The sequence below is a fragment of the Streptomyces sp. CB01201 genome (assembly GCF_002803085.1).
GTDB classification, from domain to species: domain Bacteria; phylum Actinomycetota; class Actinomycetes; order Streptomycetales; family Streptomycetaceae; genus Streptomyces; species Streptomyces hundungensis.
Genome location: NZ_NNBJ01000023.1, coordinates 77,235 through 98,224, shown reverse-complemented (window position 1 = coordinate 98,224; position 20,990 = coordinate 77,235). Strand labels below are relative to the sequence as shown.

Sequence of the window (20,990 nt, the reverse complement as noted above, 5' to 3'; positions counted from 1 at the left end):
CACAGGACACGGGGAAGAAACCGGAGGAGCCGACGTGAACGATGAGGATCGCAGTGCGCACCAGCCTGCGCGGGTGCTGTTCGACTTGCTGGGAATCGCCTATGAAAGGGCGTTCGCCGGTTCGGAGGCGCACCAGGCGTCGTTGCGGCGGCTGCTCGGCGATTTGGCCCCTCGAAGCCGGGTGTTGGACGTCGGCAGCGGGACGGGCCGGCCGACCGCGGACGCGCTCGCCGCCGCGGGGCACGAGGTCCTCGGCATCGACATCTCCCCCGTCATGGTCGAGATCGCCACCCGGCAGGTGCCCGAGGCCGAGTTCCGGTGCGCGGACATCCGTGCCGTTCCGCTGAACGAGGCTCCCTTCGACGCCGTATGCGTCTATTTCGCCCTGCTCCAGATGTCGCGCGAGGAACAGGCCGATCTCGTGTCCCGGCTCGTACGCGCGGTGAAACCGGGTGGCCTCATGGTCCTGGCGACCGTTCCCGCGGACGTCGAGGGGGCCGAGGTCGTCTTCATGGATCAGCCCGTACGCGCGACGAGCTTCGCCCGCGATGATTTCGTCGCGATGCTCACCCGCGCGGGCCTGCTGGTACGGGCCGAGCAATCCTTGATGTTCACGCCGTCCCGACCCGGCGCCGAACCGGAACCGCACCTCTTCGTGCACTGCCAACGAGCCTGAGTGCCGAGCACCTCCGCCGGCACGCAGTCGTACGACCTGGTGCGTATGCGCGTATTCCTGCATGGTCCTGCATGGTCCTGGGTGGTCCTGCGTGGTACCGGGCACGTGATACCGGGGAGTCCTGCGTAGTACTGGCAGGGCCACCTACCCCCTTGGTGGCCGGCGGGGCGGACAGCAGACTTGCCGCATGGGCAATAACGACTTGGGCGATTTCCTGCGGGCCCGCCGTGCTGGACTGACTCCGGATGAGGCCGGTCTGCCGGTCGACTTCGGCGTCGGGCGCCGGGTCGCCGGCCTCCGGCGCGGTGAGGTCGCGCAGCTGGCCGGGGTGAGTGCCGAGTACTACACCCGGCTGGAACAGGGCCGGGCCCGGCAGCCGTCCGAGCAGGTGCTGCACGCCCTCTGCGACGCGCTGCGGTTCGACGACATCGAGCGGCGGCACCTGTTCGCCCTCGCGGGCACCGCAGCCGGACACAAGAGCCGGGCCGAGGAGTCGTCACGGCTGCGACCGGCGCTGCGGCAGGTGCTGGAGTCGATGGATCTCGCTCCTGCTTTCGTCAGCGACCAGAACCTCACTGTCGTCGGCGGCAACAGGTTGTGGGCGCTCTTGTTTCCCGATGTGGCCGAGCTGCCGCGCCGGGAACGCAGCATGGCCCGCTGGACGCTGCTGGATCCGCGTGCTCGCCTGGTGTGGTGCGACTGGGAACGCGTCGCCCGCGACTACGTGCACGGGCTGCGGCTGGCTGCCGCCGCCCAGCCGCGCAACCAGCACATCGCCACCCTGATCGGCGAGTTGCTGATGCGCTCACCCGAATTCCCGGCGTGGTGGTCGGAGCACCGCGTCCAGGAGCGCAGTACCGGCCTCAAACGCCTCCGCCACCCTGTCGTGGGCGACTTGGAATTGCAGTACGAGATCTTCACCTCGGTCGCCGAACCCGGCCAGTCGCTCGTCGTCTACTGCGCGCCCTCCGGTTCGCCGTCCCAGGAGCGTCTGCGCCTCCTGGCCAGCTGGGGCAGCGGGCCCGCCTCCGCCACCGCCCGGGACACCGCCGCCGAGTCCTGATCACCGCCCGAACCGGCGAGCCGCATCCGATCCTCCACACAGCCACGGCCCTGGCCCACCCGCCGGGCCGATGCCGCCGTGCCCACGCACATCCGGGGCGGCCCGACCCATATCCACGTAAGGAGACCCGAAGTGAGCAAGACATTCCTGATCACCGGTGTCAGCACCGGCCTCGGCCTCGCCATCGCCCGACGAGCCCTGGCGGCAGGACACCGGGTCGCGGGCACCGTACGCACCGAACAGCACGCGCGGGCCTTCCAGGCACTGCACCCCCACCGCGCCAGGGCGTTCCTCCTCGACCTGTCCGACACGGACCGGATCGACCCCACAGCGCGGGCCGTCGAAACGGAATTCGGCCCGATCGACGTGCTCGTGGCCAACGCCGGCTACGGACTCGAAGGTACCTTCGAAGAGACTTCGATGGCCGATCTGCGCCGCCAATTCGAGGTCAACGTATTCGGCACCGTGGCGAGCGTGAAAGCGGTCCTGCCCGGCATGCGGGAACGGCGCGGCGGCCACATCTTCGTCATCACCTCGATGGGCGGGCACACCACCTTCCCCGGTCTGGCGTTCTACGAAGGCAGCAAACACGCTCTGGAGGGCATCACCGACACCCTCGCCCAGGAGGTCACCCAGTTCGGCGTGCGGGTCACCGCCGTGGCTCCCGGCGCGTTCAAGACCGACTGGGCGGGCCGGTCACTGGTGCGCGCACCCCGCAGCATCGCCGACTACGACACGCTGTTCGACCCGATCCGGTCTCGCCGCCAGGCCCTCGCGGGCCAGGGGATCGGTGACCCCGATCGCGCCGGCGAGGCCATCCTCACGCTCCTGGACGCGGAGAAGCCTCCCGTTCATGTCCTGCTCGGCTCGGACGCAGTCCGCCTGGTCAGCGCCGGGCGCCAACGCGTCCAGGACGACTTCGACGCCTGGGAGGAACTCAGCCGCTCCACCGACTCCACCGAGGGAGGAGTAACTGTCGCCTGACACCGGGTAGTTCGCCGGGCCGTGGACGTTTCTCGGCGACCACACACGTTCCCCTCGCCGTGCCGCGGCCCGTTCCGCGCGAGGGTCGTGCGGCCAGGCTGCCGGCGTTCCCGCCGGGAGTCTTCGCCCGACGATGAGGCCACGGGGGTCGCAGAGGGGCGGCGTGCTGATGCGACGCGGTCGGAGCCGACGGGTCCGCCCTCCCGACGGGTTGCCTGGCGAGTGGCCCCCCCCTTTTTCCTGGCGAGCGGGCCCGTCGTTCGGCGCGCAACCGGCCCCGCGGCCGCCGCAGCGGATGCGTTCCGTATGCGATCCGGCGCGCCGCGACCAGTCCCCCGGCGGCAGGGCGTCGTAGTGTCGGACCTGTCTCCGAGGAGGTCCTCCCATGCGCAGCGTGACCTATTCCATGAACATCTCGCTGGACGGTTTCATCGTCGGGCCGGACGGCGGCGTCGACTGGACGACGCCCGACGAGGAAGTCTTTCGCTTCGCCACTGACGAGGTGCGAGAGGTCGGCGTCCATCTGCTGGGACGCCGCCTGTACGAGGCGATGCTGTACTGGGAGACGGTCGACCAGAACCCCGCGCTCGGCTTTTCGACGCTTGAGTTCGCCGCGCTGTGGAAGCCGCTCCCCAAGGTGGTGTTCTCCACCACCCTGTCGGAAGTGCAGGGGAACGCCCGCTTGGCCTCCGGCGACCTGGCGCAGGAGATCGGGCGGTTGCGGGCCGAACCGGGGGACGGCAACATCGCGATCGGCGGCGCGACTCTCGCCGCCGAGGCGGCCGCGCTGGGGCTGATCGACGAATACCGTGCCCGGGTCCATCCGGTGCTGCTTGGCGGTGGCGTTCCGTTCTTCCCCCAGCAGGGGCGCCGGGTGGATCTGGAGATGGTCGAGTCCCGCACCTTCAGCTCCAAGGTGGTCCACGTCCGCTACCGGGTAGCGCGCTAGCCGGCTGGCGTATCCCGGCTCCGCGACCTGGACCCCCCTCCGCATCGGCCCCCTCGCATCAGGCTTGACGCCGATCCCCTGCCACCGCTCCACGCTGCGTCGCCGCGCTCTCCCGAAGATGCGCCATTCAGTAGACGGACGCGCTGTCATTTCGGTTAATGCGCTTGTCGCGGGGCGATTCGGGCACGCGATGGGGGAAGCACCGTGTCGAGCGCCGCCGCCAGCAGTCTCGCCCCCGGCGAGAAGCACCCTCAGCGCGGGCGGCGCCGCCCCGTCCAGGAGGTTTTGCATGTCCGCACCCGCCGGCTCCGGCCCGCTTGCCGCTCTGTCCGCCGCGGGAGTGTCGGTCTGGCTCGACGATCTTTCCCGCGAGCTCCTGGCCGGCGGCGAGCTCAAGAAGCTGATCGCGGACAAGCACGTCGTGGGCGTCACGACGAACCCCACCATCTTCGCCTCCGCGCTGTCCAAGCGTGACCGCTACAACGAACAGCTGCGCCGCCTCGGCGACCAGGGCAGCAGCGTCGACGACGCGGTGTTCGCGCTCACCACGGACGACGTACGAGACGGCTGTGACGCCTTCCGCGGCGTCCATGAGCGCACCGGCGGCGTGGACGGGCGCGTGTCCATCGAGGTGGACCCCCGGCTGGCACAGGACGCCGATGCCACCGCCGCACTGGCCCGCAAACTGTGGGACGCCGTCGACCGCCCCAACCTCTTCATCAAGATCCCCGCCACCCGCAAGGGGCTCAAGGCGATCACCGCCGTCATCGCCGAAGGCATCAGCGTCAACGTCACGCTGATCTTCTCCCTGGAGCGCTACCGCGAGGTCATGGACGCCTACCAGAGCGGCCTGGAGCAGGCTCAGGCCACCGGACGCGACCTGGCGGACATCCACTCGGTGGCCTCGTTCTTCGTCTCCCGCGTCGACACCGAAGTAGACCGGCGCCTCGAAACGCTCGGCATGACCGAACTCAAGGGGCAGGCCGCGATCGCCAACGCCCGACTCGCCCACCAGGCCTACCGGCAGACCCTCGCGCAGCCCCGCTGGCAGCGCCTCGCCGCGGCCGGAGCCCGCGCGCAACGCCCGCTGTGGGCATCCACCGGCGTCAAGGACCCGTCCTACCCCGACACGATGTACGTCGGCGAACTCGTCATCCCCGGCACCGTGAACACCATGCCCGGGACCACCCTGGCCGCCTTCGCCGACCACGGCACCCTCCCCACCCACACACCGGCCGAAGGTGACTTCGCGGCGGCAGCCGCACACCTGGCAGCGCTCAAGGACATCGGCATCGACTTCACGGACGTCACCGACACGCTGGAGCGCGAAGGGCTGACCAAGTTCGAGGACAGTTGGGCCGAGCTGGGAGAGAGCGTGGAGCGCGAAATGCACTCCGCGGCCGCCCCCCTGGGCTCGGGCGATGACGGCGGCGCCGGCCCCTCCGAGAGCGCGGCTCTGCTCGCGACCTACCTCGACGACCACTACACCGGCGCCACCAGCGGCCTGGAACTGTGCCGGCGAGCCGCGGAAGCCCGCACGGACGAGTTCGGCCGCGCGACACTGGCCGAACTCGCCCAGCAGATCGACGAGGACCGTGACGCGCTCGCCGGGATCATGGCGGATCTGGACCTGCCCAGGAGCCAGTCCAAGGCGGCCATCGGCTGGCTCGCTGAGAAGGCCGGCCGCCTCAAGACCAACGGCCACCTCTTCACCCGCTCACCGCTCAGCGACGTCCTGGAAGCGGAGTCCCTGCTCCTCGGGGTCCTGGGCAAAGCAGCCTGCTGGCGAACCCTGCGCATCCTGGCCGAATCCGACGAACGCCTCAGCCCCGAAGACCTGGACACCCTGCTGGACCGCGCCGAACAGCAGAGCGCCACCCTGGAGGAACTGCGCTCCACGGCCGCCGTCCGGGCCCTGCTCCCCCAGCCCTCCCACCCGCGGTGATGGCCGGAACCTCCGCGTGTGCCCGGACTTCCGCGCGCCACCGCCCCCACCGCGGCGCAGCCGCGCCCGTCGGCGGGCTGCCCCCAGAGCCCCTGCACCAGCCCGACGTACTGACTGAATCGAACGAACTCGACGCATGTGACGAAGGAGTAGCGCCATGACGAACGAGCAGTCCCGCGGAGCACGAACCCTCAGGTCCGTGGCAAGCCCCGTAGCGGAGCAGGCGGGGTGGGACGAGGTGGATGTCCGGGCCGTGGACACCGTGCGGCTGCTGGCGGCCGACGCGGTGCAGAAGGTCGGCAACGGCCACCCGGGAACGGCGATGAGCCTGGCCCCGTTGGCGTACCTGTTGTTCCAGAACGTCATGCGCCACGATCCGAGCGACGACCAGTGGCTCGGCCGGGACCGGTTCGTGCTCTCCTGCGGGCATTCGAGCCTGACCCTCTACATCCAGCTCTACCTGGCCGGCTTCGGGCTGAAACTGTCCGACATCGAGGCGTACCGGACCTGGGACTCCGCCACTCCCGGGCACCCCGAGCACGGACACACCCGGGGCGTGGAGATCACCACCGGTCCGCTGGGCCAAGGCCTCGCCAGCGCGGTGGGGATGGCGATGGCCGCCCGCCGCGAGCGCGGGCTGCTCGACCCCGACGCCGAGCCGGGCACCAGCCCCTTCGACCACCACGTCTACGTCATCGCCTCCGACGGCGACATGATGGAAGGCGTCACCTCCGAGGCCTCCTCCCTGGCGGGACATCAGGAACTCGGCAATCTGACCGTGTTCTACGACTCCAACCACATCTCGATCGAGGACGACACGGACGTCGCCTTCAGCGAGGACGTCCCGGCCCGGTACGCCGCGTACGGCTGGCACGTACAGACCGTCGACTGGACGGTCACCGGCGAGTACGTCGAGGATGTCGACGCGCTTCTGGCCGCCGTGCGCGCTGCCCGGGACGAGACCGGCCGCCCCTCCCTGATCATGCTGCGCACCCTCATCGGCTGGCCGGCCCCCACCAAGCAGAACACGGGCAAGGCACACGGCTCCGCGCTCGGTGACGAGGAGGTCGCCGCCACCAAGAAGGTGCTGGGCTTCGACCCCGACCAGCACTTCGTCGTCGACAAGGACGTCCTGGCCCGGACGCGCCAGGCCCACGAGCGCGGCCGTGAGGCACACGCCGCGTGGAACGAGGACTTCACCGCCTGGCGCACCGCGAACCCGCAGCGTGCGGCGCTGCTCGACCGGCTGCGGGAACAGCGGCTGCCCGATGGCTGGGAGGACGCCCTTCCCGCCTTCCCCGCCGACGAAAAGGGGATGGCCACCCGCGCCGCGTCGGGCAAGGTCCTCAGCGCCCTCGCGCCGGTACTTCCGGAGCTGTGGGGTGGCTCCGCCGACCTGGCCGGGAGCAACAACACGACCATGGACGGGGAGCCGTCCTTCGTGCCGGCCGACCGCCAGACCAAAGACTGGAAGGGCGGTCCCTACGGGCGCACCCTCCACTTCGGCATCCGCGAGCACGCGATGGGCGCGATCCTCAACGGCATCGCCCTGCAAAGCCTGACCCGGCCCTACGGCGGCACCTTCCTCACCTTCTCCGACTACATGCGGCCCGCTGTGCGCCTGGCCGCCCTGATGCGGCTGCCGGCCACGTACGTGTGGACCCACGACTCCATCGGTCTCGGTGAGGACGGCCCCACCCACCAGCCCGTCGAACACCTCGCCGCGCTGCGGGCCATTCCCGGCCTGGACGTAGTACGTCCTGCCGACGCGAACGAGACCACCGCGTGCTGGCGTGCCATCCTCGAACACCACGACCGGCCCGCGGGTCTCATCCTGAGCCGTCAGAACCTGCCGGTCCTGGACCGCGACGGCGAGTACGCACCCGCGCGGGAAGCGGCCCGGGGTGGCTACGTTCTGGCCGACACGGCTGACGGAGGCGACCCCGACGTCATCCTGATCGCGACCGGCTCCGAGGTCCATATCGCCCTGGAAGCACGCCAGTTGCTGACCGCCGACGGGCTCGCCGTACGGGTCGTCTCGATGCCGTGCCGGGAGTGGTTCGCCGCCCAGCCCCAGGACTATCGCGACCAGGTCCTGCCGCCGGCCGTCCGCGCCCGCGTCAGCGTCGAGGCAGCCGTCGGGCAGGGCTGGCGCGACATCGTCGGGGACGCCGGCCGGATCGTCTCCCTGGAGCACTACGGCGCCTCCGCCGACTACGAGCGCCTGTACTCGGAGTTCGGCATCACGCCCCGGGCCATCGCCGCAGCCGCCCACGACAGCATCCACGACACCCGGCAGCCGCCGCGCCCCGGTGGCGCGCAGAGCACGTCAGCCCCCACGGAGGGGGGCACCGGAGACAGGCCCTGACCACGCCTGCCCACACGGTCAAACCTCTCGTGCCGCCCCTGGCCCACGCCCGGTGGACATCAACCGCGCGCCGTGGGCCGGGCCTCGGGGCCTTCGCGTCGACCGACGTCGAAGGGCCCGGGGCCCGGTAGCGGCCGCTGCCCGGCGGGAGTGCGGGGAGACTGCGGGGAGGCGCCCCCACCCCGCCGGGGCGAAGAGCGTTCAGCCAACGAATGCTCACACGAGCGATCAGACCGCATAGCCCGGCACGGACGGCCACCGAACGGTGAGCACCACCGACTCTTCCTCCGCGAACCATGAGTGATCGACTCCGCGACCCCACACGACGTAGTCCCCCTGCTCCGCCAACAGCACGCTACGACCGGGCAGTTCGACCCGGAAGCGGCCGCTGATGAGCACCAGCAGAGCCGTCCGCTCCTCGCCCCTCACCCACTGGGATCGCGCATCGGCGCGAGGGTGTACGCCCCATTTGATCTCCACGGCCTCGCTGTGGCGCGGATCGCCGGCGTCCTTGAAGTGCCCGAGGAGCCATCCTCGGTCAAGTGCCGCGTCCTTGCCCGCTTTTCCCACATACACGCTGTCGTTCACGCGACCGACGCTAACAGCCGCCGCGCACTCACCCGGCGTGCCCAAGCCCGCCCCGCCCGGCAGCAGTTCAAGAGGCGGGGGCCTTGCAGGCGTCGGTCAGGTTCGGGAAGAGCGCGAGGGCCAGGTCGGCGCCGGTGATCTCCAGTACGCGGAGGAGTTGGGGCTGCGCGCCCGCGATGCGCAGGGTGGTGCGGCGGTGGATCTGGAGCAGGAGGTTCAGGGTGGAGGAGTCCGCGAAGGGCACTGCGGAAGCGTCGAACACGACGATTTCCCGGATGGCTGCGGCTTCCTCCAGGGCTTGTTTCAGAGGGGCCAGCGTCTCGGCGTCCAGCTCGCCCTCGGCTGCCACCACCCAGCTCTCGTTCCGTGCGTACTGGTGAACAAGAAGGGCAGGGCTGCGAGGAGATGAGGACATGCGGTTCGCTCCTGTTGTGCGAGGTCTGGGCCCACCCGCCCATCTTGTCGCGTGCGGAGGGTCGGAAGCCACCCCGGCCTGCCGCTTGCCGTTTTGACGCCTGCTCCCTGCCTCTGCTCCCGGCTCCCCTGCTGCCTGCTGCCTGCTGCCTGCTTCCTGCTGCCTGCTGCGCCTGAGGTATCAGCGGGACGGCGACCGACAAGCGTGCTCGACGGCCGCCCCGCCCCGTCCGCTCAGTCCGGCAGCGACTCCCGCAGTGCGTTCTCGACCACCTCGGTCAGGGCCGGATGGATCCAGAGCGGGCCGTCGGCGAGCTGTCGCGCGGTCAGGCCGTACGTCATGGCGACGACGATCGGCTGGATCAGCGTCGGGGCCTGCGGGCCGAGCAGATGGGCTCCGAGCAGGCGCCCCGAGTCGCGCTCGACGAGGACCTTGCAGAAGCCCTGTGTGTCCTCCAGCGCCCAGCCGTACGCGACGTCCTCGTAGCGGCGCGTTCCGGTCAGGAAGTCCCGTCCGCTGGTGCGGGCCTCCTGTTCGGTGAGACCGACCTGGGCGATCTGCGGGTGGGCGAAGATCGCCGAGGGCACCACGTCGTAGGACATCGTGCGGGGGTCCTTTGGATGCAGCAGGTTGTGCGCGACGACCGCTGCCTGGCGGTTGGCGACGTGCTTGAGCTGGGGCCCGTCGGCGGCGATGTCTCCGAGCGCCCAGACGTTCTCGGCGCTGGTGCGCAGTTGCCGGTCGACCGTGACGAGTCCCTGGTCGTCGCAGTCGATGCCGGCCTTTTCCAGGTCCAGGGTGTCGCTGTTGGGGCGGCGTCCCACCGCGACCAGCAGCAAGTCCGTCTCGATCCTGGACCCGTCGTCGAGGGTCACGACGAGCGTGCCGCCCTGGCCGCACTCGTCGCCCTCGCCAGGGTCCCCGGCCACCTTCTCCGCCGACGTCACCTCGCGCCCCAGGCGCAGGTCCCACACGGACGAGGCGATGGCGGTGAATGCCTCGGCGATCGACTCGTCCTGCTGGCTGAGCAGGGTGTCGCTCTGTTCGACGACGGTGACGGCGGCTCCGGCCTCGTGGAAGACGTGTGCCAGTTCGGCGGCGATGTATCCGCCGCCGATGACCAGGAGCCGCGCGGGCACCGCGTCCACACGCATGACGGTGTCGGAGGTCTCGTACGGCACGCCCGACTCGGCGATCACCGGCGGCACGGCCGGGCGGCCGCCCGCGGCGAGGACCACCTTGTCGGCGGTGAGGCGTTCGGTCCCCTGCTCGGTGTGTACGAGCAGCTCGCGTTCGCCCGTGAAGCGGGCGTGGCCCCGCAGGACGGTGACCCAGTCGGCGTCGCGGCGTCCCTGTTCTCCGTCCCGTGCGTCGGCGTCGAGCCGGCCGAAGACGCGTTCCTGCACCTGTGGCCACGAGATGCCCTCCAGGCGAGCGCGCACATTGTGGCGGTCGCTGTGGCGGACGGAACCCGCGACTTCGGCGGTGGCCGCCAGCATCTTGCTGGGGATGCAGCCGGCGTTCAGGCAGGTCCCGCCGAAGGGGCCCGCCGAGACGATGGCGACACGCTGGGATGAGAAGCGGTCGTCGAGCAGGGCGTTGCCGGTGCCCGCGCCGAGCACGACCAGATCGTAATGCGACATGGACCATAGGTAGCCCGTGAGCCCGTGTTCACACCCGTCTGCGGCGGGTTCGCCGGGCGCACGCGCGTTTCACGGTGGAGAGTGGTGCGCGAGCACGGTGTCCACCCGTTCACGAATTGTGCGCCCCCCGACTGCGCGGGACGCCGTCCGCGGGCGGATCGGGCGGCAGTGCGCCCGGCACGTCTTCACCGAAAGCGAGTGACGCATGAGCGGACGGAGCGGCTCCGGCACCGCCGAGGGATCTTTGCGGGTCCTCGTCCTGTTCGGCGGGACCGGCGGTCAGACCCTGCGCAAGCTCCTCCCGGCCCCGTACGGCCCGCACCGGCACGGACGGCCGCCCGCGTCCTGGCGTGTCCCCTGGGAGGCGTACGAGCGGCTGCTGTTCGTCCACCGGGACCGGGGAGGCGCAGATGCCGGCGCACGCGTGTGGCGGGGACGGGGGCCACAGGCATGATCCGTGACGAGACGCAGGAGCCCTCCGCGTACCTGCCGATCGCCGAGCACGGCCTGATCGGCGATCTGCGCAGTGCCGCCCTGGTCGGAACGGACGGGCGGATCGACTGGTTCTGTGCCCCGAGGTTCGACTCTCCCAGCGTCTTCGGCTCGCTCCTGGACGCGGAGCGCGGCGGCGTGTGGGAGATCGGGCCCGGCTGCGGGACCGCGTCGCGCCAGCAGTTCTACTTCCCCGACACCGCGATCCTCATCACCCGGTTCCTGACCGAGGACGGCATGGTCGAGGTGCAGGACTTCATGCCGGTGCTGCGGGCCCATGACGAGAGCCACCGCCAGCGCCTGGTGCGCCGGGTGCGGTCGGTGCGTGGCAGCATGCGGATGCGCACCCGGATCGCACCACGGCTGGACTACGGCAGGGCGCGGCACCGGGCCGAGGAATGCGAGGGCGGGGTTCGGTTCGTCTCGGACGACCTCGTCCTGAGGCTGCGCAGCGACAGCGACCTGACCGTCGAAGGCGGCGACGCGCAGGCCGAGTTCAGCCTGGACGAGGGCGATCAGGTGCTGTTCGTCCTGGAGGTCGACGGCGACGCGGACCAGGAGGGACCGCTGGAACAGGCCGCCGCGGAGGGGCTGTTCGACGCGACCGTGGCGTACTGGCGCGGATGGCTGGGCCAGTCGCTCTACCGCGGGCGCTGGCGCGAGATGGTCCACCGCTCGGCGCTCACCCTCAAACTGCTCACGCACGAGCCGACGGGCGCGGTCCTGGCCGCCCCGACGCTGGGCCTGCCCGAACGCATCGGCGGCAACCGCAACTGGGACTACCGCTATGTGTGGATCCGCGATGCGGCGTTCTCCCTGTACGCCTTGCTCCGGCTCGGATTCACCGAGGAGGCCGAGGCCTTCGTCGGCTGGCTCACCCGCTGCCTGGACAAGGCCTGCGCCCACGGCGAAGCGGGGCCGCTGCGTGCCATGTACACGATCGACGGCGACTCGGAGCTGCCCGAGTGTGAGCTGAAGCATCTGACGGGCTACCGCGGCTCGGCCCCGGTGCGGACGGGAAACGGGGCGGCGGACCAGCTACAACTCGACGTGTACGGCGAACTCGTCGACGCGATCTACCTGTTCAACAAGCACGGCTCCGGCATCTCCTACGAGGCGTGGCAGAACCTGACCACGATCCTCGACTGGCTCCTGGAGAACTGGGACGGCGAGGACGAGTCGATCTGGGAGACCCGCGCGGGGCGCCAGCGTCACACGTACTCGCGGATCATGTCGTGGGTGGCCGTGGAACGGATGGTCCGGATGGCCCGCCAGCGGGGGTTGCCGGCCGACCTCCCGCGGTGGACAGCGGCCCGCGACGCCATGTACCGGCAGGTCATGACGGAGGGGTGGAACGACGAGCTCGGCAGCTTCGTGCAGCGGCTGCACGGCGAGGGCGCGGCACCCTCCCGGGTGCTCGACGCATCCGTGCTGATCATGCCGATGGTCAAGTTCCTGTCGCCGACGGACCCGAGGTTTCTGTCCACGATGAAAGCCGTGCGCGCCTCGCTGGTGGCCGACTCACTGGTGTTCCGCTACGACCCGTGCGAGGCACCCGACGGCCTGGACGGCCTCGAAGGGACCTTCTCCATCTGCTCGTTCTGGTGGGCGGAGGCTCTGGCACGCAGCGGCAGGACCGACGAGGCGCGCCTCGCCCTGGAGAAGATGTTCACCTTCGCCAACCACGTCGGGCTCTACGCGGAGCAGATCGGCACGACCGGTGAGCAACTGGGCAACTTTCCCCAGGCGTTCACCCACCTCGCCCTGATCAGCGCGACCGTCAACCTCGACAAGGTGATGTGACGGCGACGGCCGGGCCCCTCGCTCGGGGCCCGGCCCGCAGGGTGTTCGGCGTCAGGACGCGGCACTTCCGAGCGTGTCGGTGTCGATGACGGCGCGGTAGCGGACGTCGCCGCTGACGACCTTCTCGTAGTACTCGTCCACCTGGTCGGCGGAGATGAGCTCGATGACGGCGGTGATGCCGTGCTCGGCACAGAAGTCGAGCATTTCCTGCGTCTGTTCAAGACCGCCCACCATGGAACCGGCCACCGCCCTGCGCATGGTGAGCAGCGCGAAGGCCGGAATCTCCAGCGCATCGCTGGGGGCGCCGAGATTGACCATGGTGCCACCCCGGCCGAGGGTGCCGAGGAACTTGTCCAGCGGGATGCCCGCGCCGACGGTGTTGAGCAGGACGTCGAAGTGGCCCGCGAGGCGATCGAAGGCGCTCCCGTCCTGCGTGGCGTAGTAGTGCTGGGCACCGAAGGCCAGGCCGTCCTCCTTCTTGGAGTCCGTCCGGCTCAGCACCGACACCTCGGCGCCGAGCGCCGCCGCGATCTTCACGGCCACATGGCCCAGGCCGCCCATGCCGATGACCCCGACCTTGACGCCGGGCCCCACCCCGTACCGCTTCAGAGGCGCGTACGTGGTGATTCCGGCGCACAGCAGCGGGGTGGTCGCGGCCAGGTCCACTCCGTCGGGAATCTTCAGGACGAAGTGGTCACGCACGACGATCTGCCGGCTGTACCCGCCGTAGGTGACGTCACCCTGGTAGTCCTTCTGGGCGTACGTCTGGACGACACCACGGGAGCAGAACTGCTCCTCGCCGTCGCGGCACGCCTCGCACTCCAGACAGGAGTCGACGAAGCATCCGACGCCGACCACGTCACCCACACGGTGGGCGGTCACCTCCGGACCCACTTCGGTGACGGTACCGATGATCTCGTGCCCCGGGGTCATCGGGAAGATCGCGACACCCCATTCGTCCCGGGCCTGATGGATGTCCGAGTGGCAGATCCCCGCGTAGCGGATGTCGATCCGCACGTCGTTCGGTCGGAGGTCCCTGCGCTCCAGGGTGATCCTCTCGAACGGTGAGCCGGCCTTGCTGGTGGACAGCGCCGGAACCGTCGTGGACATCGCGTCACGCTCCTTACCCGAGTTACCAGTGATCGATACGTTTCCCCCATACCCTCACAAAAGCGGCCTGCACGCATTCAGGGGTGGGAGAACGAGTACCTGCCCTCGGGCATCGCAAACGGCCGTTCAGCCTTCCTGGAGGCGGGTGAGCTCACGCGTCAGGGTGTCCACGCTCTGGAAGGTGGCGCCGAGCAGCGCCACGTGTTTCCAGAAGAGCGTGCCGTCGGGAGCGACGAGGAAGACGGCCCGCCGCAGGCCGATCCCGGGAGCGGCGATGCCGAAGGAGCGGGCCACCGTACGGTCGGTGTCGGCCAGCAACGGCAGGGCCAGCCGGTGCTTGCGGGCGAACGCTTCGTGGCTGTCCAGCGACTGCGGGCTGACGGCCCAGACGTCGGCTCCGCAGTCGGCGAAAGCGCCCATCCCACTGGAGTAGGAACACAGTTGGCGGGTGCACACCGAGGTGTCGTCACCCGGGTAGAAGGCGAGCACCAAGGGACGACCGCGCTCGGCGCCCAGCCGGTACTCGCCGCGTTCGAACCGGCCCTCGGCCAGGACGCCACCGGGCAGGTGGAAATCCGGAACGGCCTGCCCCTGCTGCGGAATGGATGCCACGGTCGGTCCCTCCTCGTCTGATGCGTTCACCTTACGGTCGGGGCGGGCCGCGTTACGGCCCGCCCCCGACCTCACTACTGCTCAACCTGCCGTCAGCCGCGACTACTTGGGCATCAGGACACTGTCGATGATGTAGACGGTGGCGTTGGCCGTGGGCACGTTGCCGCAAACCACGTTGGCGCTGTCGTTGACCTTGTACGCGGTGCCCGAGCCGGTCGTGGTGACCTTGCCCTTCTCCAGGGTGTCGAAGGAGCCGTTGTCCAGCTGCTTGGGCGCGAGCTTCTGGCCCACGACGTGGTAGGTCAGGATCTTGGTGAGCATCGCCTTGTCGTTGAGGACCTTGTCCAGGTCGGCCTTCGGGATCTTCGCGAAGGCGTCGTTGGTCGGGGCGAACACGGTGATGTTCTGGGCGTTGTTGAGGGTGTCGACCAGGCCCGCCTTCTTGACCGCGGCAACCAGGGTGGACAGCGCCGGGTTGTTCGAGGCGGCGGTGGCGACCGGGTCCTTGGCCATCCCGTCGAACGAACCGGCACCGTCCTTCGGCACCGACGCACACGCCGACCCGAAGGGCTTGTCCGTCATCGACGCGTCGCTCCCGGTGGCGGACTGCGAGGCCGGCGGAGCAGCCGCCTCCGTGGCGGCCGAACTGTCCTTCTTGCTGTCGCTGCCCCCGCACGCGCTCAGCGCGAAGGGCAGGACGGCGGCGGCGGTGACGGCGATCGCGGTACGACGGAAACGCAGGGCGTTCATGACTGCTCCAAGAAGAATGAGGATGGGTTCGGCAACAACAGGTAGCGCCCGACAGGACTGGGCACGCCCGTGCGAGTGGCGCGGGGTGTGGTCGAGACGGCGGCGAGGTTCAGTCCCTCAGCAGCGGCGCGGTGGCCGGTGCGAAAGGCGCGGTGGCCGGTGCACACGGGTGCGGCGGCCCGCTCCCTCCGGTTCGCCGCGACCCCGCCGGGCCGTCCGGACGGGACGGCGGGCGGAAGGCGTATCCCGCTGCTCGGAATGTTCATCACGGGACGTATTCGGAGCCTGCGCGCAACGGGATTGGTCACTCACTCCAATGAGTGCGCAGCGACTACGTGTTGACGGGCGACGCCCCGCACGTTCCGCTGCGCTCCCGAGCCCTCACCCCGGGGATGCCTTCGCCGTACGGGCCCACACGGCGGCCGGCCCGGGCCGGCTACGACACCTCGTGCACGGTCAGCGCGGCGCGCGCCAGTCCGCGTAGCCAGGCGTGGGCCTGGTCGGTGTCGTAGCGCTGATGCCACGACAGGTATATCGGCGCCGACGGCAGTTCGAGCGGAAGCGGGAGCACGGCCAGGCCGAGGTCGGCGACCGCTGACCGCGTGGTGGCTTCGGGAACGCTGACCAGCAAGTCGGAGCCGCGCGCGAACTCCAGCGCGGCCGCCTCCGTGGGCGCGGTCGCCACCACCCGGCGGGTGAGCCCGAGCCGGGCGAGAGCGTCGTCGAGGGCGTTGCTGAGGTTTCCGCGCCGCGAGACGGTGACGTGTTCGGCGGCGGCGTACCGCTGGGCGGTGACGGCCTTGACGCGGGTGAGCGGGTGGTCGTGCCTCACGACGACGACAAGGCGGGTCTCCCCCACGCTCTCGGTCCGGATGTCGGGTGCGCTCGGCCCGTTGGCGTTCGCCTCCAGATCGACCTCGCCGCGCCGCAACTCGGGGGTGTCGATGCCGGATTCCGCGACGAAGCGCAATCGCACACCCGGCGCCTGTTCGCGTACGGACGCGAGCAGTTCGGGGCCGCTCAGGGCGACCAGGGAGTCGTGCCAGCGCAGGGTGAAGGTGCGCTCCAGCGTCGCCAGATCGAGTTCGCGACTCGGTGCCAGCACGCCATGGACCTGGTGCAGCAGCTCGTGCACCTGTTGCCGGACGGCGATCGCGTACGGCGTCGGGGTCATCGTGCGGCCCGTGCGCACCAGGATCTCGTCCCCGGTCGAACGTCGAATGCGTCCCAGGCTCCGGCTCATCGCGGGCGCGGTGACATGCAGGCGCGCGGCCGCCCCGGCCACGCTTCCCTCTTCCAGCAGTGCGTCGAGGGCGGTGAGCAGATTCAAATCCAATTGCATGCGAGTAATCCTATCCGTGCCTGACATGCAGTTGTAGTTAATCCAGGGGCTCTATACCTTCGTGGTGAAGGCGCAAGACGGAACACGCGGTCAGGCCCAACCGGCCTCATCACCCCACCTCATAAGGGAGTACCACCATGTCCGAAACGCTTCAGACCACCGATGCAGCCGCCTCCGACGCCGAGCTGCTCGGCGAGACCGAGAGCGCGGTGCGCGCAGCCGGTTCGGTATTGCGCGAGCGCTTCGGCGAGGTGGTCCGGTACGGGACCCGCGAAGAGCTGATGCGCGCCCTCGCCGCCAACGACGACGCGGCTCTCGACATCCTGCGCCCCCGCCTCACGCGGCTGCGGCCCGAAGCCGGCTGGGTGGAGGACGAGTTGGACGGCGGAGCGCTGCCGACCGGCGAATGGTGGGTCGTGGATCCGGCCGAGGGCAACGTCAACCACCTGCACGCGCTGCCGGATTGGGCGGTCACGGCCACCCTGGTACGGGACAACCAGCCGGTGCTCACCGTGGTCCACCTGCCGCTGACCGGCGAGACCTACACGGCGCTCAAGGGCGCGGGCGCGTACCTCGACGGCCGTCCGCTGCACGTCTCCCGAACCGCGGACCTCGGCCTGGGCATCGTGGCCACCAGCCAGGCCCGGCCGGACGAGGACGAGAGTGTCGTACGGCGCGTCGGCGCCTCGATCACCGCGATGCTGTTCGACGCACTCGTCGTCCGGACCTCCGTGCCCGCGACCCTGCATCTGGTGAACGTGGCCGCGGGCAGGATCGACGCCTTCTGGCAGTTCGCCGGAGCGCGCGCGGACCTGCTTCCCGGGGCTCTGCTCGTCAGCGAGGCCGGCGGACGGATCTCCGACGCCGAGGGCCGCCCCTGGACCCCGCAGAGCGAGAGCTTCCTGGCCGCAGCACCCGGCGTCCACGCCGAGGCCGTCACCACGCTCTCGCGCTGACCGCACACCACTGCCCGCACACACGCACGCACCCACCCAGCGCACATACACACTCACCAACCCACCCGCACAGGAGATCAGCATGACCACGATCGCAGTTCTCGGAAACGGCCGCGTCGGCGGCAACCTGGCCGCGGCCCTCACCCGGGCCGGGCATGAGGTGACCGTGGCGGACCGCACGCCGGGCGCCGCCGCCGGTGCTGCCCGGACAGCCGGCATCGTGATCAACGCCACCCCGGGCGCAGGCTCGTTGGAGCGGCTCGTGGCCCTGCGCGAAGAACTGCGCGACACGATCCTCGTCGACGTCTCCAACGCCACCGTCGACGGACCGGACGGACTGCCCGCCGACCTCGTCTACCCAGGGTCCAGCCTCGCCGAGCAACTCCAGGAAGCGCTCCCCGAAACGCGCGTCGTCAAGACGCTCAACACCATGCTCTTCCCGGTGATGACCGCGCCCGCAGCGCTCACGCAGGCCCCCGACGCCTTCCTCTCCGGCGAGGATCCGCAGGCCAAGCAGACGGTCCGCGACCTGCTCATCGACCTCGGCTGGCGCAAGGAGTGGATCACCGATCTCGGCGGGATCCAGACCGCCCGCGCGACCGAGGCGGCGATACTGTTCGTACCGCATGTGATGCGCTCCAGCGGGTTCGCGCCCTTCGCGATCTCGATCGCCCGCTGACCATCCTCGCCCCTGACCTGGGGAAACGCGGGCCCGGAGCGTATAGGGTTCTCGTGCTGGCGAAGGTGCGGGACCTGGGTGGGCCGGGAGGCGGGTGCGCGGACATGGGTGAGGATCCGCTGATCGCGGCAGTGCGGAGTGGCCATGCCAAGCGGGTGAGGGCCCTGCTGGCCGCGGGCGCCGACCCCAACACGGCCGACGAACACGGCACACCGGCACTCTGCCTGGCCGTGGACGCCTTCGACCTCCGGGTGATCGACGAACTGGCGATGTCGGAACGGCCGGTCCACCTCGACCAACCCGCCGCCGACGGCCGTTCGCCCCTGCTGCGCGCAGTGGATCTCGGTGCCTGCGAGATCACGTCCGTGCTCATCTGCTCGGGAGCCGATCCGGGGTTCACCGACCCAGAAGGGCGTAACGCCCTGGAGCTCGCACGGCATTGGCACCTGACGGGTGCGGAGGCGGAGCTGCGCCGCAGGAGCGGCAGCACTTCGGAACCGATGGTGCGCAAAACCGCTGTCGACTGCTGGGGAAACGTCTGCGAAGAGCTGTCGCTCGGCGGCCTGACGGTCCGCAACGGACACACCGCGCTCCTCACCGAGCTGGAGCCCCGTTATGGAATCAAGCCGAGCTTCGCAGAGTTGATGGGCCGCGCCCTCGCCGAGCCGGACGTCGAGCAGCCGGTGTGGGTGGCGACGACGCTCGCACTCCAGGCGCGCCGGGCCACGGACGTCTGGCCGCAGGCCGTCACCCTGCGGGCCAGCCCGAACCCTCTGGAGCGGTACTGCGGAGCCGAGGTGATCCGTCTCATCCATCTCTTCGACGAGAACGTCACCGAGGACGGACACGGCGCCTTCGACATGCCACTCGTCGACCTCTTCCTCCCGTGGGCCGCCACGGAGGAGGATCCCCGGGTGATGCGGGCGCTCACCGCCGGCCTGTCCCAGGCCGTGGATCCCCGGGCCCAGCAACCGCTGTCGGCACTCACCCGGCACGCCGACCGGGAGGTCCGGCTGAACGCACTCTCCGGCCTTCACGAGATGGTCGCGCAAGGAGATCCCGAGGCACTGGCCGCCGTCGTGACGTGCACCCGGGACGCGGACGCCCTGGTGCGCGCAGGGGCCTGCCGGGCAGTCGCACGGGCGACCCCGGATTCTCCCGCCCCCTCGTACGCCCTCGCCGCCCGTCTCCAGGACGAGTCCGAGGCCGTACGGGTGACAGCGGCGATCCAGCTGTTCCTCCGCGACGATCCGCGCGGCGACGAGGTGGTGCGCGATCTCGAACCGGTCGACGAGGACTCGCCCTACTACGGCGAGTTCCACGCCGTCCGGTACCACCACCGGGCGCTGCGCCCCGCCGGCTGAACCACTCGACCGCGCCGGAATCACCGTGATACGGAATCACCGTGATGCGGAATCACCGTGATGCGGAATCACCGTGATGCGGCCAGCACGGCCGCGAGGCCCTCCCGCAGATCTTTGACGAAAAACCCGGGGACCTCCAGCGACGGAAAATGCCCTCCGTGCTCGGGCGACCTCCAGCGCACGATCCGCCGGTACCGCTCCTGCGCCCAAGGACGTGGGCACTTCTCGATGTCGCGGGGATACATGGTGATCGCCGACGGGACGTCGACCCGGAGTTCGGGATCCAGCGAGTTGTGGCTTTCGTAGTAGATGCGGGCCGCCGACGCGCCGGTTCGCGTCAGCCAGTACAGGGTGACGTCGTCGAGAACCCGGTCGACGGAGATCGTCTCGAACGGGCTGTCCCCGGTGTCCGACCACTCGGCGAACTTGTCGAGGATCCAGGCGAGCAGCCCGACCGGTGAGTCGACGAGCGAGTAGCCGATGGTCTGCGGCCGGGTCGCCTGCTGCTTCGCGTACGCCGCGCGGTGCCGCCAGAAGTCGCGGGTGTCCTCGGTCCACTTGCGCTCGGCCGCCGTCAGGCCGTCCGTCGTCAACCCGGGTGGCGCCTCGGCGAACAGCGTATGGATGCCGAGCACGTGCGAGGGGAACCTGCCACCGAGAACGGTGGTGATGTTGCCTCCCCAATCGCCGCCGTGAGCTACGAACTTGCTGTAGCCGAGCCTTCCCATCAGTTCCACCCACGCGGCCGCGATCCGCTCGGTTCCCCAGCCGGTGGTGGTCGGCTTGTCGCTGTAGCCGAATCCCGGGAGCGACGGAACCACGACGTGGAACGCCGGCGAGCTCGCGTCCTGCGGATTCGCCAACTCGTCCACCACATCGACGAATTCGGCAATGCTGCCCGGCCAGCCGTGCGTCAGGACCAGCGGGGTGGCATCCGCGCGCGCGGAGCGGCGGTGCAGGAAGTGAATTCCCAGCCCGTCGATGGTCGTACGGAACTGGCCGATTCGATTGAGCTGCTCCTCGAAAGGCCGCCAACTGTACTGAGTGAGCCAGTAGTTCACGACCTCCACGAGGTCCGCGAGAGGAACGCCCTGCTCCCATCGGCGCGGGCCGGGCCCGGCACCGGCGACCGTCTCGGCCTCCGGCAGTCGCGCCGCGGTCAGCCGCGCGCGCAGATCGTCGAGTTCGGCGTCGGTTGCCCGAGTCGCACATGCTTCTACGTCGTCGATGTCGCTGGTTGGGCGGGGCATG

At 70.1% G+C, this 20,990-nt stretch carries 18 protein-coding genes and 1 pseudogene; 11 read left to right on the top strand and 8 right to left on the bottom strand.

The genetic code is table 11. The features are described 5' to 3' along the window. The first annotated feature begins 34 nt into the window (after positions 1-34). From CG740_RS34455 to tkt, 6 genes and pseudogenes are all read left to right on the top strand, one after another. Positions 35-676 (top strand): class I SAM-dependent methyltransferase, encoded by a 642-nt coding sequence (locus CG740_RS34455; RefSeq protein ID WP_234376648.1) that lies wholly within the window; start codon positions 35-37, stop codon positions 674-676. A gap of 187 nt (positions 677-863) precedes the next feature. Continuing rightward, positions 864-1,739 (top strand): helix-turn-helix transcriptional regulator, encoded by an 876-nt coding sequence (locus CG740_RS34450; protein ID WP_100579253.1) that lies wholly within the window; start codon positions 864-866, stop codon positions 1,737-1,739. A 132-nt stretch (positions 1,740-1,871) separates the two neighbouring features. Then, positions 1,872-2,723 carry an oxidoreductase gene (locus CG740_RS34445; protein WP_100579252.1) on the top strand — a complete coding sequence of 284 codons (852 nt, stop codon included), beginning with the start codon at positions 1,872-1,874 and terminating at the stop codon, positions 2,721-2,723. Positions 2,724-3,108: 385 nt separating this feature from the next. Then, entirely contained in the window at positions 3,109-3,672 is a 564-nt protein-coding gene (locus CG740_RS34440) for a dihydrofolate reductase family protein (protein WP_100579251.1), read from the top strand. 289 nt (positions 3,673-3,961) lie between these two features. Then, positions 3,962-5,068 (top strand): annotated as a pseudogene (tal, locus tag CG740_RS34435) (transaldolase); the annotation flags it as partial. A 748-nt stretch (positions 5,069-5,816) separates the two neighbouring features. Then, positions 5,817-7,985, top strand: coding sequence for a transketolase (tkt, locus tag CG740_RS34430; RefSeq protein WP_234376647.1), 2,169 nt, complete (start codon positions 5,817-5,819; stop codon positions 7,983-7,985). Positions 7,986-8,213: 228 nt separating this feature from the next. On the opposite strand, the gene CG740_RS34425 is transcribed toward tkt, so the two are convergent. The 3 genes from CG740_RS34425 to CG740_RS34415 all read right to left on the bottom strand — a co-directional run bounded on the left by CG740_RS34425 (position 8,214) and on the right by CG740_RS34415 (position 10,631). After that, on the bottom strand, positions 8,214-8,573 hold the full coding sequence (locus tag CG740_RS34425; protein WP_100579248.1) for a signal peptidase I: 360 nt from the start codon (positions 8,571-8,573) through the stop codon (positions 8,214-8,216). 67 nt (positions 8,574-8,640) lie between these two features. Then, positions 8,641-8,988: an STAS domain-containing protein gene (locus tag CG740_RS34420; protein ID WP_100579247.1), complete on the bottom strand. Its 348-nt coding sequence runs from the start codon at positions 8,986-8,988 to the stop codon at positions 8,641-8,643. A gap of 233 nt (positions 8,989-9,221) precedes the next feature. Further along, a complete protein-coding gene (locus CG740_RS34415; RefSeq protein ID WP_100579246.1) occupies positions 9,222-10,631 on the bottom strand; it encodes a mycothione reductase in 1,410 nt (469 codons plus the stop codon). Positions 10,632-10,836: 205 nt separating this feature from the next. On the opposite strand from CG740_RS34415, the gene CG740_RS34410 reads away from it, so the two are divergent. Together CG740_RS34410 and CG740_RS34405 are read left to right on the top strand one after the other, a co-directional pair. Beyond that, complete coding sequence (locus CG740_RS34410) at positions 10,837-11,085, top strand: hypothetical protein (RefSeq protein ID WP_159030479.1); 249 nt, start codon at positions 10,837-10,839, stop codon at positions 11,083-11,085. Beyond that, positions 11,082-12,926 (top strand): glycoside hydrolase family 15 protein, encoded by a 1,845-nt coding sequence (locus tag CG740_RS34405; RefSeq protein ID WP_100579244.1) that lies wholly within the window; start codon positions 11,082-11,084, stop codon positions 12,924-12,926. The genes CG740_RS34410 and CG740_RS34405 overlap by 4 nt, the downstream gene beginning before the upstream one ends. A 51-nt stretch (positions 12,927-12,977) precedes the next feature. Here the strand turns inward: CG740_RS34405 and CG740_RS34400 are convergent, their stop codons facing one another. The 4 genes from CG740_RS34400 to CG740_RS34385 form a co-directional block, all read right to left on the bottom strand. Continuing rightward, positions 12,978-14,036 carry an NAD(P)-dependent alcohol dehydrogenase gene (locus CG740_RS34400; protein ID WP_100579243.1) on the bottom strand — a complete coding sequence of 353 codons (1,059 nt, stop codon included), beginning with the start codon at positions 14,034-14,036 and terminating at the stop codon, positions 12,978-12,980. 126 nt (positions 14,037-14,162) lie between these two features. Further along, positions 14,163-14,648, bottom strand: a complete 486-nt coding sequence (locus CG740_RS34395) for a peroxiredoxin (protein WP_100579242.1) — start codon at positions 14,646-14,648, stop codon at positions 14,163-14,165. 102 nt (positions 14,649-14,750) lie between these two features. After that, positions 14,751-15,398, bottom strand: a complete 648-nt coding sequence (locus CG740_RS34390; RefSeq protein ID WP_100579241.1) for a fasciclin domain-containing protein — start codon at positions 15,396-15,398, stop codon at positions 14,751-14,753. A 436-nt stretch (positions 15,399-15,834) separates the two neighbouring features. After that, the gene (locus CG740_RS34385; RefSeq protein ID WP_100579240.1) at positions 15,835-16,740 is read right to left on the bottom strand and encodes a LysR family transcriptional regulator; all 906 of its coding nucleotides are present in this window, start codon (positions 16,738-16,740) and stop codon (positions 15,835-15,837) included. Positions 16,741-16,877: 137 nt separating this feature from the next. Here CG740_RS34385 and CG740_RS34380 point away from each other — a divergent pair, with 137 nt between their 5' ends. The 3 genes from CG740_RS34380 to CG740_RS34370 all read left to right on the top strand — a co-directional run bounded on the left by CG740_RS34380 (position 16,878) and on the right by CG740_RS34370 (position 19,739). After that, complete coding sequence (locus CG740_RS34380) at positions 16,878-17,696, top strand: inositol monophosphatase family protein (RefSeq protein WP_100579239.1); 819 nt, start codon at positions 16,878-16,880, stop codon at positions 17,694-17,696. Between the two features lie 82 nt (positions 17,697-17,778). Then, on the top strand, positions 17,779-18,375 hold the full coding sequence (locus CG740_RS34375) for an NADPH-dependent F420 reductase (RefSeq protein ID WP_100579238.1): 597 nt from the start codon (positions 17,779-17,781) through the stop codon (positions 18,373-18,375). A gap of 104 nt (positions 18,376-18,479) precedes the next feature. Then, positions 18,480-19,739: an ankyrin repeat domain-containing protein gene (locus tag CG740_RS34370; RefSeq protein WP_100579237.1), complete on the top strand. Its 1,260-nt coding sequence runs from the start codon at positions 18,480-18,482 to the stop codon at positions 19,737-19,739. Between the two features lie 68 nt (positions 19,740-19,807). Here CG740_RS34370 and CG740_RS34365 read toward each other — a convergent pair whose 3' ends face one another. After that, the gene (locus tag CG740_RS34365) at positions 19,808-20,989 is read right to left on the bottom strand and encodes an epoxide hydrolase family protein (protein WP_100579236.1); all 1,182 of its coding nucleotides are present in this window, start codon (positions 20,987-20,989) and stop codon (positions 19,808-19,810) included. Between the last annotated feature and the right edge of the window lies 1 nt (position 20,990).